Genomic DNA, 13533 nt, shown 5'->3' on the forward strand with positions numbered 1-13533 from the left:
GTCAACGTGATCGGAATTACCCTCAGCCGCAACCAGTTCGAGTACAGCAAAACCAGGCTGGCGGGGATCCCGACCGAGCGCGACGTCGAAGTGCGGTTGCAGGGCTGGGAAGAGTTCGACGACAAGGTCGACCGGATCGTCAGCATAGGCGCGTTCGAGGCCTTCAAAGCCGACCGTTGGCCCGCGTTTTTCGACCGCGCCTACGACATCCTTCCCGACGACGGCAGGATGCTCTTGCACACAATTTTGGCGCATTCACAGAAGCAGATGCACGAGCGCGGCATCGCTTTGACGATGAGCGACGTGCGGTTCACGCGATTTATCTACACGGAAATCTTCCCGGGTGGGCAGCTGCCGGCGCAGGAAGATATTTTCTCACTGGCGCAGGCGGCCAGATTCAGCGTCGAAAAAGTGCAATTGCTGCGCGAGCATTATGAACGGACGCTGAATATTTGGGCGGCCAACCTGGAGGCGAACAAAGAAAAAGCGATCGCCATCCAGTCCGAGGAAGTCTACGAGCGCTATATGCACTACTTGACGGGGTGCGAGGACTTCTTCCGCAAGGGCATCAGCAACGTCGGCCAGTTCACGCTGGCCAAGTAGCCGGCCCGGCTACTTCTCACACGTGAACTGGTTGACGTCCGTGTAGCCCTGGCGGAACAGCTTGGCGCAGCCGGTCAGGTACTTCATGTACCGGTCGTAAACCTTTTCCGACTGGATCGCGATGGCCTTGTCCTTGTTGGACTCGAGCGCCGCGGCCCAGATTTCCAGCGTCCTGGCGTAGTGCAGCTGCAACGACTGGATCCGGGTCACCTTGAACCCGGCGTCGGCGGCATGCTCTTCGACCGACGGGATCGTCGGCAGCCAGCCACCCGGGAAGATCTCGGCCAGGATGAACTGGGTGAAGTGGACGACCTCGTGGGTCAACGGGGTGCCCTGCGCCCTGGCCTCTTTGAAGGTCGGCCGCGAGATGGTGTGCAGCAGCATGACCCCGTCGGCCGGCAGCACCCGGTAGGCCATCTTGAAGAAGTGGCCCCAGCGTTGGCGGCCGAAGTGCTCGAAGGCGCCGATCGAGACGATTCGGTCGACGGGCTCGTCGAACTTCTCCCAGCCCTCCAGCAACACCTGGGCCGAGCGGTTCGTTTCCAGCTGGTCGAACATCTGCTGGACGTGCTCGGCCTGGTTCTCCGACAGCGTCAGGCCCACGACGTTGACGTCGTACTTCTCGATCGCGCGCCGCAGCGTCGCGCCCCAGCCGCAGCCGACGTCGAGCAACGTCATCCCGGGCTCGAGGTTCAGCTTTCCCAGCGCCAGGTCGAACTTTGCATTCTGCGCTTCCTCGAGGGTCATATCGTCCCGCTCGAAGTAAGCGCAGGTGTAGCCCATTGTCGGGTCTAGGAACAGCGCAAAAAACTCGTCCGAGACATCGTAGATAGATTGCGATTCTTCGTAATACGGCTCCAACGAAGTCATGGTTGCCCGATACACCTCTCGTTTGTTGACCCGGAGGATGATATCGGATGCGCAGATCGGTTGCTACACCAGCACCGGCCGCGTCAGTAAGTATAAAAACCCTGGCCGGATTTTTTGCCCAGCCGGCCCGCCTCAACCATGCGCAACAGCAGCGGTGGCGGACCGTATTGCGGTTCTTTGAATTCCTCGAACATTTTATCCGCGATGAGTTTGAGGGTGTCCAGCCCGACCAGGTCGGACAGCCGCAGTGGGCCCATCGGGTGGGACAGCCCGGCGACGACGGCCTTGTCGACGTCCTCGACGGTGGCGAAGCCCGCCTCCACCATCCGGATCGCCGACAGCAGGTAGGGCACCAGCAGCGCGTTGACAACGAAGCCGGACCGGTCCGAGCAGCGCACCACCTGCTTGCCCAGCACTGCGCCCGCGAACTGCTCGGTGCGCGCGGCGGCGGCTTCGTCGGTGACCAGCGTGCTCACCAGCTCGACCAGCGGCAGCACCGGGACCGGGTTGAAGAAGTGCAGGCCCAGCACGCGCTGGGGGTTCTTGGTGGCCGCCGCGACCTTCATGATCGGGATACTGGACGTGTTCGACGCCAGCACGGCGTTGGGGTCGGTCACGACCCGGTCCAGTTCGGCGAAGAGCTCGGCCTTGACGGCCTCGTCCTCGACGATGGCCTCGATCACCAATTGGCGGTCCGCCAGGTCTTTCAGGTCGGTGGTGAAGGTCAGCTTGCCGAGCGCGCTGTCCCGTTCCCGCTCGGTGACCTTGCCGGCGCTGACGCCCCGCTCCAGCGACTTGACGATGCGGTTGCGCCCCGCCGTGATCAGCGCCTCGGTCGGCTCGTACACCGTCACGTCGACTCCCGCGCGGATGGAGACCTCGGCGATGCCGGAGCCCATCTGCCCGGCACCGACAACCCCTACGCGTTCGATCACAGTTCCTCCTAACATGCGCGAGCAGACGCAGAATCGCAGCAACTGGGCGGCAGGAGCGCGATTCTGCGTCTGGTGGCCGGGCAGGGCCCGGCGAACACTGCTAGAGGTTAGTGGAACTGGCCCTCTTCGGTGGAGCCGGTCAGCGCCGTGGTCGACGAGCTCGGGTCCACCGTGGTGGCGATCCGGTCGAAGTAACCGGCACCGACCTCGCGCTGGTGCTTGGTGGCGGTGTAGCCACGCTCCTCGGCGGCGAACTCGCGCTCCTGCAGCTCCACGTAGGCGCTCATCTGGTTGCGGGCGTAGCCGTAGGCCAGATCGAACATCGAGTAGTTCAGCGCGTGGAAGCCGGCCAGCGTGATGAACTGGAACTTGAATCCCATTGCGGCAAGCTCCTTTTGGAACTTCGCGATGGTGCCGTCATCCAGGTGCTTGCGCCAGTTGAACGACGGCGAGCAGTTGTAGGCCAGCATCTGGTCCGGGTACGCGTCCTTGACCGCCTCGGAGAACTTGCGCGCGACCTCCAGATCGGGGGTGCCGGTCTCCATCCAGATCAGGTCGGCGAACGGGGCGTAGGCCTTCGCGCGGGCGATGCAGGGCTCGATGCCGTTCTTGGTCCGGTAGAAGCCTTCCTTGGTGCGCTCACCGGTGATGAACGGCTGGTCACGCTCGTCGACGTCGGACGTGATCAGCGTCGCCGCCTCGGCGTCGGTGCGGGCGATCACGACGGTCGGCACGCCGCACACGTCGGCGGCCAGCCGGGCCGAGGTCAGGGTGCGGATGTGCTGCTGAGTAGGGATCAGCACCTTGCCGCCGAGGTGGCCGCACTTCTTCTCCGAGGCCAGCTGGTCCTCCCAGTGCGACCCGGCGACGCCGGCCGCGATCAGGGCCTTCTGCAGCTCGTAGACGTTGAGCGCGCCACCGAAGCCGGCCTCGCCGTCGGCGACGATCGGCGCCAGCCAGTTCTCCACCGACTTGTCGCCCTCGACCTTGGCGATCTGGTCGGCGCGCTGCAGCGCGTTGTTGATCCGGCGGACCACCTGGGGCACCGAGTTGGCCGGGTACAGGCTCTGGTCGGGGTAGGTGTGGCCGGACAGGTTGGCGTCACCGGCGACCTGCCAGCCCGACAGGTAGATGGCCTTGAGGCCGGCGCGGACCTGCTGGACGGCCTGGTTGCCGGTCAGCGCGCCCAGCGCGTTGACCCACTCCAGGTCGTGCAGCTCTTCCCACAGCACCTCCGCGCCGCGGCGGGCCAGGGTGTGCTCCTCGACAACGGTGCCTTGCAGCGCGACGACGTCCTCGGCGGAGTAGGTGCGCGTGACACCCTTCCACCGCGGGTTGGTGTCCCAGTCGTGCTGGATCTGTTCGGCGCTCTTGGGCGTGCCAACGACAGACATTGGGCTTACTCCTTAAACGGTCTTCGATTCTGAACTGACGCTGAACGGTCCACGCCACCCGCCTGGCGGCGGTAGCTAGGGCTCAACTTCACTGGCGTGCTAACTCGAAGATGGCACAGCTTGTTCCTGCAGGTCCAGCCGTTTCATTTGCCAATTTCGGCAACAACCCGGGACGTTTTTGCGAACTTTGCGAAGATGAACGCAAACTTAACCGTTTCAGAAGCTACCGGTCAGTAACCATATTTTCGCAGGTCAGGACGCGAATTGACGGAACCGACGGTACCGCTACAAAGCGAAGAGCGCGGCGACGGCTTTTGTCTCGTCGCCGACGGCATATGTGAGCGTTGTAACAGGCCGATCGGCCAGGTTCGGACCGAATTGATCGGTCGAACCGGCCGGGTGGACGTGCGAGATGATCTCGAGTTTGTCGCCCAGCGCGACCGGCGCCTCGTGCTCGATCGTGGTGCGCAGCGGCCACCGCAGCAGGTCGGGATGCGACGCCAGGTAGTCCTCGATCACGCTCCAGTACACCGAGTTGTTCACGTGGTCGAACAGGTCGATGTCGGTCACCCGGACCGGGAACTCGTGGATCTCGCTCGCGTCATCGCGGCTGCCCGGCTTGAGGTAGCCCTTCCACTTCAGGCGGTTGACCGACGTGGTCTTGTGCAGCCCCGCCAGGAAGTCGTCGGCGATGCGCGACGGCATCTGCGTTTCCCGGTTGATGTTGATCCAGAAAGCCTCGGATTCGATCAGGCCGCCCTTGCGGCCGTCGATGCGCACCCGCATCTCGCACCACCGGTTGGAGGTGCCCGAACACCAGCGCCGGCAGCGCAACATGTCCTGGAACTCGATCGGGCGGATCAGGTCGACCATGGTGCGCCGGACGATCCACAGCGGGTGGGTCTCCTCGAAGCCCATCTCGCGCAGCTGATCCTGGCCGATGTCCTGGATGTGCCGGGCGGCCGCGTCGAGGCGCAGCCGGCCGGTACGGTCGATGTCGGCGACCCGAAGCGGCCACTCGCGACCAAATACGTCGGGGTGCCCGTCGGGCACCGGCATCAGTATTTTGTCCAGGCTCACGGCTCCCCCTTTCCTGCGCGTCGGTATCCCAGGTTAAACCCGGGGACCGATGCGAATACTGCCAAAACGCATCTGCGAAACACCAATCGCGACCCGAAAGGGCCGCTGTGCCAACTCTGCTAACGGCGCCTTCGCAGCGCCCGGTATTCTTTGTCAAGTGGCAAAAACCTTCGTCGGCTCCCGCGTTCGGCAACTGCGCAACGAGCGCGGGTTTTCCCAGGCCGCGCTGGCCCAGATGCTGGAGATCTCGCCGAGCTACCTCAACCAGATCGAGCACGACGTCCGCCCGCTGACGGTCGCGGTGCTGCTCCGCATCACCGAGGTGTTCGGGGTCGACGCGACCTTCTTCGCCTCCCAGGACGACACCCGGCTGGTCGCCGAGCTGCGCGAGGTCACCATGGACCGCGACCTGGACATCGACGTCGAGCCGACCGAGGTCGCCGAGATGGTCAACGCCCACCCCGTCCTGGCCCGGGCGGTGGTCAACCTGCACCGGCGCTACCGGATCACCACCGCGCAGCTGGCCGCCGCGACCGAGGAGCGCTACACCGACGGCAGCGGCACCGGGTCGATCACCATGCCCCACGAAGAGGTGCGCGATTACTTCTACCAACGGCAGAACTACCTGCACGAGCTCGACACGGCGGCCGAGGACCTCACCGTCACGATGCGGCTGCACCACGGCGACCTGGCCCGCGAGCTGACCCGCCGGCTCACCGAGGTGCACGGGGTGCACATCACCCGGCGCATCGACCTCGGCGACACCGTCCTGCACCGCTTCGACCCCGGCACCAAGACGCTGGAGATCAGCAATCACCTCTCCTCGGGTCAGCAGGTGTTCAAGCTGGCCGCCGAATTGGCCTACCTCGAGTACGGGGATCTGATCGACAGCCTGGTCGACGAGGGCAAGTTCACCAGCGAGGAGTCGCACACGCTGGCGCGGCTGGGGCTGGCCAACTACTTCGCGGCGGCCGCGGTGCTGCCCTACCGCCAATTCCACGACGTGGCCGAGAATTTCCGCTACGACGTCGAGCGGCTGTCGTCGTTCTACTCGGTGAGTTACGAGACCATCGCACACCGGCTTTCGACGCTGCAACGGCCGACGATGCGGGGCGTGCCGTTCTCGTTCGTCCGGGTGGACCGCGCCGGCAACATGTCAAAGCGGCAGTCCGCCACCGGCTTTCACTTCTCGTCCAGCGGCGGGACCTGCCCGCTGTGGAACGTCTACGAGACGTTCGCCAACCCGGGCAAGATCCTGGTGCAGATCGCCCAGATGCCCGACGGCCGCAACTACATGTGGGTGGCTCGCACCGTGGAGCGCCGCGCCGCGCGGTATGGTCAGCCCGGCAAGACCTTCGCGATCGGGCTCGGCTGCGAGCTCCGCCACGCGCACCGGCTCGTCTACTCCGAAGGGCTCGACGTCTCGGGAGGACCAGGAACTGTGGCCACACCGATCGGCGCGGGCTGCCGCGTCTGCGAACGCGACAACTGCCCGCAGCGGGCATTCCCGGCGCTGGGCCGCGCGCTGGACCTCGACGAGCACCGCAGCACCGTGTCTCCCTACCTGGTGAAGCAACCGTGACCGCGCAAACCGGGCGCATCCCGTCGGGGCGCTTCCGCGAGCTGGGGCCGATCAACTGGGTGATGGCCAAGGCGGCCGCGCGCCGGATGGGGGTGCCGGAGATGCACCTCTTCACCACCCTGGGGCAGCGCCGGGCGTTGTTCTGGACCTGGTCGATGTACAGCGGGCGGCTGCTGCGGGGCCGGCTGCCGGCGATCGACACCGAGTTGGTGATCCTGCGGGTCGCGCACGTGCGCGGTTGCGAATACGAGCTGCAGCATCACCGCGGGATGGCGCGAAATCAGGGCCTGGACGACGACCTGCAGGCCGCCATCTTCGCCTGGCCCGAGACGCTGGACCGGGTCGAGGCGCGCCTGACCGTGCGGCAGCAGGCGCTGCTGGCGGCCACCGACGAGTTCGTCAAGGACCGCACGATCACCGAGGACACCTGGCGGGAGCTGGCCACCCACCTGGATCGGCGCCAGCTCATCGAATTCTGCTTGCTGGCAAGCCAATACGACGGCCTGGCCGCGACGATGTCGGCGCTGGCCATCCCGTTGGACAGGCCCGGCTAGAAGTAGACGTCGGCCAGCACGGCCAGCGTCAGCGCCAGCGGCGCGACGGGCAGGCCGAAGCCGAACCCGGCCCACGCGTACTTGCCGCGCCGGCGTTGCACCAAAGCCCACAGCACCGCGGCGAGCGCGAGCACGGCCGAGCCGAGCAGCACCGTCGGGGCCCACTTCCCCACCGCCGCATTGTCGTCGGCGATCGAAAAGGCCACCAGCCAGAGCACATAACCCGCGGCGACCCCGCCGGTGACGCCCAGAACGGTGTCGCTGCGCATCGAGCTCAGAAGTTGATCATGTGGCCGGTCAAGCCGTGGAAGCATTCCTGCAGCGCCTCGGACATGGTCGGGTGGGTGTGCACGTTGCGGGCCAGCTCGGTGGCGGTCAGGTCCCACTTCTGGGCCAGGGTCAGCTCGGGCAGCAGCTCGGACACGTCGTGGCCGATCAGGTGGCCGCCCAGCAGCTCGCCGTACTTGCTGTCGGCGACCAGCTTGACGAAGCCGCTGGGGTCGCCCACGCCGTGTGCCTTGGCGTTGGCGGTGAACGGGAACTTGGCCACCACGACGTCGTAGCCCTCGTCGCGGGCCTGCTGTTCGGTGAGCCCGAAGCTGGCGACGTTCGGCTGGCAGAACGTCGCGCGGGGCAGCATGCGGTAGTCGCCGAGGGCCAAAGTCTCGGCGCCGGCGATGGTTTCGGCCGCCACCACCCCCATGGCCTCGGCGACGTGGGCCAGCATCAGCTTGCCGGTGACGTCGCCGATGGCGTAGATGTGGTCGACGTTGGTGCGCATGTAGTCGGTGATGCCGATCGCCTTGCGGTCGGTGAGCGCGACGCCGGCTTTGTCTAGGCCGTAGCCCTCGACGTTGGGCGCGAAACCGATGGCCTGCAACACCTTTTCGGCCTTGAGGTCCTCGGCCTTGCCGTCCTTGCTGACCGTGACGGTGACCACCGAGCCGTCATCGTTGATGGCCTCCACCTTGGTCCCGGTCAGGACCTTGACGCCCAGCTTCTTGAACTGCTTCTCGATCTCCTTGGACACCTCGGCGTCCTCGTTGGGCAGCGCGCGCGGCAGGAACTCGACGATGGTGACGTCGACGCCGTAGTTCTTCAGCACGTAGCCGAACTCCATGCCGATGGCCCCGGCCCCGGCGATGACGATCGACTCGGGCAGCTCCCGGGTCATGATCAGTTCCTCGTAGGTGACCACGTTTTCCGACAGCGAGGTGCCGGGCACCAGCCGGGTGCTGCTGCCGGTGGCGATGATGACGTTGTCGAACGTGACCGTCTCGGTCCCACCGTCGTTGAGGTCGACCGACAGTGTGTGAGGGTCGGTGAACCGGCCGTACCCGTGGATCTCGGTGATCTTGTTCTTCTTCATCAAAAAGTGCACGCCCGCGACGCGGCCCTCGGCCACCTTGCGGCTGCGGTCGAAGGCGACGCCGTAGTCGAAGGTCGCTTCGCCGCTGATGCCGAAGGCCTGGGCCTCCTTGGTGAAGATGTGCGCGAGTTCGGCGTTGCGCAGCAACGCCTTGGACGGGATGCAGCCGACGTTGAGGCAGACGCCTCCCCAGTACTTCGGCTCGACGATGGCGGTGCTCAAGCCGAGCTGCGCGGCGCGAATGGCCGCGACGTATCCGCCGGGACCGGCTCCGAGGACGACGACGTCATAGTGGGAAGTCACGAGCCCTACCCTAATGGCCTAGTACGGGATGATGCCGATCAGGCAGTGGCCCGTGTGGGCGCAGAAGTAGTAGCCGTACAGGGGCGCCGCGGCGGCGACCGACGCGAACGGTCCCGACATCACCGCGAGCGACAGCGCCGAGACAAGCGCCCTGCCCTCCGCCATCGCGAGCAGCACGCCGCCCACCGCGCACGCCACGACGTACACCAGCACCGTGAACACCGCGGGGGTCTTGTCGATCGAGTGATACCACCAGTAGAAGAGCCCGAACCCGACCACGCCCGCCACGATCCACCCGCCGAGGAGCACCAGGACCAGGTGCCACCACCGCAGGTACTGGTAGCGGCCGGGAACGGTGATCGGTTGCACCGGCAGCCCGCCGCCTTCGGCTCCGGCCTCGTCCTCCGCGCCTTCCCCCTTGACATCCGGGGCGGACTCGGCCACGGGCTGCGCGCCGGTGTCGTCGTCGTCGTCGGAAAAGTCCGGGACCCATGACTGTGTCCCCGTGTCCTCGTCGTCAGCCACGGCCGGCCACCCGCAGGGCGACGAGCACGCCGAACCAACCCGGCCCGAGCGACAGGATGAACGCGCCCAGCGCGGTGACCCAGCGGCGCCCGGAGAACAGGACCGTCAGCAGCCCGAGCCCCGCGGGAAGCCCGACCACCGCTGCGATGACGACGTCGGGCCGGATCCTCGCGTGCACCAGCACGGTGAGCCCGAGCCCGGCCAAAAACCCGACGGCACAGCCGATCAGCATGGCGCCGGCCAGCTGCCAGGGGCGTGGGAGCGGGATCACGCTGACGAGGTTACTGCTCGACAGCGACCACTCGGCCGCGCGCCGCCGGGCGTTCGCCACGCTCGTAGGCGGCTCCCGTGATGACGGGTTCGGCCGCCAGCTCGGCCTGCTCTTCGTCGGTGAAGACGCGCCCGCGCGACAGGAACCGCACGCCCTCGGGCGCCTCCAGGCTGAACCCGCCGCCGCGGCCCGGGACGACGTCGATGACCAGCTGGGTGTGCTTCCAGGTCTGGTACTGCGGGCCCGAGATCCACACCGGCACGCCGTCCCCGACGTCGAGCACGCCGAGCAGCACGTCGCGGTCGCCGACCAGGAAATCCCCGCGCAGGTAGCACATCGGCGACGACCCGTCGCAGCAGCCGCCGGACTGGTGGAACATCACCGGGCCGTGCCGGTCCTGCAGCCGGGCCAGCAGTTCCGCGGCCCCCGCCGTGATCACCGCGCCGGGGACCATCAGAAGAAGCCCTGCGCCTTTTCCGAATACGACACCAGCATGTTCTTGGTCTGCTGGTAGTGGTCGAGCATCATCTTGTGGTTCTCCCGGCCGATGCCGGACTGCTTGTAGCCGCCGAACGCGGCGTGCGCCGGGTAGGCGTGGTAGCAGTTGACCCACACCCGGCCCGCCTGGATGTCGCGTCCGGCCCGGTAGGCGGTGTTGCCGTCGCGGCTCCACACACCGGCCCCGAGACCGTAGAGGGTGTCGTTGGCGATCGAGATCGCGTCGTCGTAGTCGGTGAACGACGTCACCGCCACCACCGGCCCGAAGATCTCCTCCTGGAAGATCCGCATCTTGTTGTGGCCACCGAAGATCGTCGGCTGCATGTAGTAGCCGCCGGCCAGGTCGCCGCCCAGCTCGGCGCGCTCGCCGCCGCAAATGACTTGTGCGCCTTCGTTTTTGCCGATTTCGATGTAGGACAGGATCTTTTCCATCTGGTCGTTCGACGCCTGCGAACCCAGCATCGTCTCGCTGTCCAGCGGGTCACCCTGCCGGACCGCCTTGGTGCGGATCGCGGCCAGCTCGAGGAACTCGTCGTAGATGTCGGCCTGGATCAGGCTGCGCGACGGGCACGTGCACACCTCGCCCTGGTTCAGGGCGAACATGGTGAAGCCCTCCAGCGCCTTGTCCTGGAAGTCGTCACCTTTGGCCATGACGTCGTTGAAGAAGATGTTGGGGCTCTTGCCGCCGAGCTCCAGGGTGACCGGGATCAGGTTCTGGCTGGCGTACTGCATGATCAGCCGGCCGGTGGTGGTCTCGCCGGTGAACGCGACCTTGGCGATGCGGTTGCTCGACGCCAGCGGCTTGCCGGCCTCGGCGCCGAAGCCGTTGACGACGTTGACCACCCCCGCCGGCAGCAGGTCACCGATCAGCGACATCAGGTAGAGCACCGAAACCGGTGTCTGCTCAGCGGGTTTGAGCACCACCGCGTTGCCGGCCGCCAACGCCGGCGCCATCTTCCAGGCGGCCATCAGGATGGGGAAATTCCACGGAATGATCTGCCCCACCACCCCGAGCGGCTCGTGGAAGTGGTAGGCGACGGTGTCCTCGTCGATCTGCGAGAGCGAACCCTCCTGCGCGCGCAGGGCCGCCGCGAAATACCGGAAATGGTCAGCCGCCAGCGGGATGTCGGCGGCCAGCGCCTCGCGGATCGGTTTGCCGTTGTCCCAGACCTCGGCCACCGCCAGCGCCGGGGTGTTCTCCTCGATGCGGTCGGCGATCTTGTTCAGGATCGCCGCCCGCTCGGCGGGCGCGGTCTTGCCCCACGCCGGGGCCGCGGCGTGCGCGGCGTCCAGCGCGTGAGCGATGTCGGCCTCGTCGGAGCGCGCGACCTCGCAGAAGGTCTGGCCGGTGACCGGCGTCGGGTTTTCGAAATAGCGGCCGGCCGCGGGAGCCACCCACTGGCCCCCGATGAAGTTCTCGTACCGGGATTCGTACGACATCAACGCCCCGGCAGCGCCCGGACGTGCGAAAACAGTCATCGGTTCAGCTCCTTGTCCATTCGCGTGACACTGCTCACAGTACGCCGCGGCCCCGCGTAGAGTCGGGGTCGGACGCTGGGGGTGAGCATGTCCGAAATCAATACGCCCGAGGCAGCCATGCGCCATTGGAGCGCGGTCGCACCGGCATGGGACAAGCATCGAGACCGCCTTTTCTCCGACGCGCGGCGGGTGTCGGAGTGGCTCGTCGAACAGGTCGATCCGCAGCCGGGACAGACCGTGTTGGAGCTGACCGCCGGCCCCGGGGAAACCGGGTTCCTCGCCGCCACTCGCCTCGGTTCGACGGGGCGCCTGATCTCCAGTGATTTCGTGCCGGCGATGGTGGCGGCGGCCCGCCGCAGGGCCGACGAACTGGGGTTGGCGAACGTCGAGTGCCGCGTCATCGACGCGCAGCAGATCGACCTGCCCGACGGCAGCGTCGACGGGGTGCTGTCGCGGTTCGGGCTGATGTTGATCCCTCAGCAGGAGCGGGCGGTCGCGGAGATCCGACGCGTGCTGCGGCAGGGCGGCCGCTGCGCCTACGCGACGTGGGGGCCGCCGGAGCGCAACCCCTGGATCTTCCAGATCGTCGTGGCGCTGCTGCAGAACGGGGTCGCGCCCCGCGGGGACGCCTTCGCGCCCGGCGGCATCTTCTCGCTCGCCACCCCCGAGCGGAACCATGCGCTCGCCGCCGCGGCGGGCTTCTCGGACGTCGCGGTCGAAGAGCTCACCGGCGTCATGCGATTCGCCAGCGCGGAAGACCACTGGACATACGTCGCCGCCATCGCCGGGCCGCTGGCGGAACTGATCGACTCGCTGGATCCCGGCCAACTCCAAGCCGTCCGGGCCACACTCGCCGAGTCCCTGGTGCCCTACCAGCACGACGGCTCACTGCAGCTGCCCTGGACGGCGGTCGGCACGAGGGCGTCGTAGGGGCCCGACGGCCGGCCGTCAGAATGGCGGTCATGACCGACGACCCCTACCTCTGGCTCGAGGACGTCACCGGCGACGACGCGCTGGCCTGGGTGCGCGCGCGCAACGAACCCACCCTGGCCGAGTTCTGCGACGAAGAGTTCGAGCGGATGCGCAAAGAGGCCCTCGAGGTGCTCGACACCGATGCCCGCATTCCCTACGTGGTCCGCCGCGGCGAATACCTCTACAACTTTTGGCGCGACGCCGCCAACCCGCGCGGGCTGTGGCGCCGCACCATGTTAGACAGCTACCGCACCGCCGCCCCGGACTGGGACGTGCTCATCGATGTCGACGAATTGGGCCGAATCGACGACACGAAGTGGGTGTGGGCGGGCGCGGGTGTCATCGAACCCGACCACAGCCGGGCGCTGGTCGGCCTGTCCCGCGGCGGCTCGGATGCGTCGATCGTGCGCGAATTCGACATGCTCACACGCAAATTCGTCCCCGGCGGGTTCGAACTTGCCGAGGCCAAGTCGCAGATCACCTGGGCCGACCCGGACACCGTGCTGGTCGGCACCGACTTCGGCGCCGACTCGCTCACCGAGTCCGGTTACCCGCGCGTGGTCAAGCGATGGCGGCGCGGCACCCCGCTGGACGACGCGGAGACCGTCTTCGAGGGCGCCCGCTCGGACGTCCGCGTCTCCGCCACGGTGGATCGCACGCCGGGCTTCGAGCGCACCTTCCTGGGCCGGGCGCTCGACTTCTGGAACGAAGAGGTCTACGAGCTGCGCGGCACGGAGCTGATCCGCATCGACGCGCCCACCGACGCGGGCCTGTCGATGCACCGCGAGTGGATCCTGATCGAGCTGCGCACGGACTGGTACCTCGGCGACGCGACCTACGCCGCGGGTTCGCTGCTGGCCGCCCACTACGACGAATTCCTCGCGGGCACAGCGGAATTGCACGTGGTGTTCGAGCCCGACGAGCACACCGCCCTGAACCACTACGCGTGGACGCGCGACCACCTGCTGATGGTCACGCTGGCCGACGTGGCCAGCCGGGTGGAGATCGTCAGGCCGGGCGAGTGGCGCCGCCGACGGGTCTGGATGTGCCGCCGAACGCGGTCACGGACGCCAAGGCCGCACCGGCGACGCGCATCTC

Annotated in this window: 14 protein-coding genes and 1 pseudogene; 5 read left to right on the forward strand and 10 right to left on the reverse strand. The window is 67.0% G+C overall.

Annotated features, from left to right (window positions below; genetic code table 11):
* Positions 1-603: class I SAM-dependent methyltransferase (locus A9X00_RS18800; RefSeq protein ID WP_067153302.1), on the forward strand; the 603-nt coding region annotated here is incomplete at its 5' end.
* 9 nt (positions 604-612) lie between these two features.
* Here A9X00_RS18800 and A9X00_RS18805 read toward each other — a convergent pair.
* The 4 genes from A9X00_RS18805 to A9X00_RS18820 all read right to left on the reverse strand — a co-directional run bounded on the left by A9X00_RS18805 (position 613) and on the right by A9X00_RS18820 (position 4882).
* Entirely contained in the window at positions 613-1473 is an 861-nt protein-coding gene (locus tag A9X00_RS18805; RefSeq protein ID WP_067156689.1) for a cyclopropane mycolic acid synthase family methyltransferase, read from the reverse strand.
* A gap of 83 nt (positions 1474-1556) precedes the next feature.
* On the reverse strand, positions 1557-2408 hold the full coding sequence (locus tag A9X00_RS18810; protein ID WP_255363085.1) for a 3-hydroxybutyryl-CoA dehydrogenase: 852 nt from the start codon (positions 2406-2408) through the stop codon (positions 1557-1559).
* Positions 2409-2515: 107 nt separating this feature from the next.
* The gene (aceA, locus tag A9X00_RS18815; protein ID WP_067156691.1) at positions 2516-3802 is read right to left on the reverse strand and encodes an isocitrate lyase; all 1287 of its coding nucleotides are present in this window, start codon (positions 3800-3802) and stop codon (positions 2516-2518) included.
* Positions 3803-4087: 285 nt separating this feature from the next.
* Complete coding sequence (locus A9X00_RS18820) at positions 4088-4882, reverse strand: acyl-[acyl-carrier-protein] thioesterase (RefSeq protein WP_067156693.1); 795 nt, start codon at positions 4880-4882, stop codon at positions 4088-4090.
* Between the two features lie 157 nt (positions 4883-5039).
* On the opposite strand from A9X00_RS18820, the gene ramB reads away from it, so the two are divergent.
* Together ramB and A9X00_RS18830 are read left to right on the forward strand one after the other, a co-directional pair.
* Positions 5040-6464, forward strand: a complete 1425-nt coding sequence (gene ramB, locus A9X00_RS18825; protein ID WP_067156695.1) for an acetate metabolism transcriptional regulator RamB — start codon at positions 5040-5042, stop codon at positions 6462-6464.
* On the forward strand, positions 6461-7018 hold the full coding sequence (locus A9X00_RS18830) for a carboxymuconolactone decarboxylase family protein (protein ID WP_067156697.1): 558 nt from the start codon (positions 6461-6463) through the stop codon (positions 7016-7018). The genes ramB and A9X00_RS18830 overlap by 4 nt, the downstream gene beginning before the upstream one ends.
* Here the strand turns inward: A9X00_RS18830 and A9X00_RS18835 are convergent.
* The 6 genes from A9X00_RS18835 to adh are packed head-to-tail and all read right to left on the reverse strand — an operon-like array spanning position 7015 to position 11463.
* A complete protein-coding gene (locus tag A9X00_RS18835) occupies positions 7015-7287 on the reverse strand; it encodes a hypothetical protein (RefSeq protein ID WP_082975380.1) in 273 nt (90 codons plus the stop codon). The genes A9X00_RS18830 and A9X00_RS18835 overlap by 4 nt on opposite strands.
* 5 nt (positions 7288-7292) lie before the next feature.
* Positions 7293-8690: a dihydrolipoyl dehydrogenase gene (gene lpdA / locus A9X00_RS18840; protein WP_067156712.1), complete on the reverse strand. Its 1398-nt coding sequence runs from the start codon at positions 8688-8690 to the stop codon at positions 7293-7295.
* Positions 8691-8708: 18 nt separating this feature from the next.
* Entirely contained in the window at positions 8709-9215 is a 507-nt protein-coding gene (locus A9X00_RS18845; RefSeq protein WP_067156714.1) for a hypothetical protein, read from the reverse strand.
* Positions 9208-9486 carry a putative holin gene (locus tag A9X00_RS18850; protein WP_067156738.1) on the reverse strand — a complete coding sequence of 93 codons (279 nt, stop codon included), beginning with the start codon at positions 9484-9486 and terminating at the stop codon, positions 9208-9210. The genes A9X00_RS18845 and A9X00_RS18850 overlap by 8 nt, the downstream gene beginning before the upstream one ends.
* Before the next feature lie 10 nt (positions 9487-9496).
* Entirely contained in the window at positions 9497-9940 is a 444-nt protein-coding gene (locus tag A9X00_RS18855) for a DUF779 domain-containing protein (RefSeq protein ID WP_067156720.1), read from the reverse strand.
* On the reverse strand, positions 9940-11463 hold the full coding sequence (gene adh, locus A9X00_RS18860) for an aldehyde dehydrogenase (protein WP_067156730.1): 1524 nt from the start codon (positions 11461-11463) through the stop codon (positions 9940-9942). The genes A9X00_RS18855 and adh overlap by 1 nt, the downstream gene beginning before the upstream one ends.
* A gap of 87 nt (positions 11464-11550) precedes the next feature.
* On the opposite strand from adh, the gene A9X00_RS18865 reads away from it, so the two are divergent.
* The gene (locus A9X00_RS18865; protein WP_082975381.1) at positions 11551-12393 is read left to right on the forward strand and encodes a class I SAM-dependent methyltransferase; all 843 of its coding nucleotides are present in this window, start codon (positions 11551-11553) and stop codon (positions 12391-12393) included.
* A 23-nt stretch (positions 12394-12416) separates the two neighbouring features.
* Positions 12417-13533: pseudogene (locus tag A9X00_RS18870) on the forward strand (S9 family peptidase); the annotation flags it as partial.

Source organism: Mycobacterium sp. 1245805.9, assembly GCF_001672915.1.
Classification (GTDB): domain Bacteria; phylum Actinomycetota; class Actinomycetes; order Mycobacteriales; family Mycobacteriaceae; genus Mycobacterium.

Coding starts and splice junctions, on each gene's coding strand:
- A9X00_RS18835 (WP_082975380.1), bottom strand. CDS start 7,287: ATGCGCAGCGACACCGTTCTGGGCGTCACCGGCGGGGTCGCCGCGGGT.
- adh (WP_067156730.1), bottom strand. CDS start 11,463: ATGACTGTTTTCGCACGTCCGGGCGCTGCCGGGGCGTTGATGTCGTAC.
- A9X00_RS18865 (WP_082975381.1), top strand. CDS start 11,551: ATGTCCGAAATCAATACGCCCGAGGCAGCCATGCGCCATTGGAGCGCG.
- aceA (WP_067156691.1), bottom strand. CDS start 3,802: ATGTCTGTCGTTGGCACGCCCAAGAGCGCCGAACAGATCCAGCACGAC.
- A9X00_RS18805 (WP_067156689.1), bottom strand. CDS start 1,473: ATGACTTCGTTGGAGCCGTATTACGAAGAATCGCAATCTATCTACGAT.
- A9X00_RS18855 (WP_067156720.1), bottom strand. CDS start 9,940: ATGGTCCCCGGCGCGGTGATCACGGCGGGGGCCGCGGAACTGCTGGCC.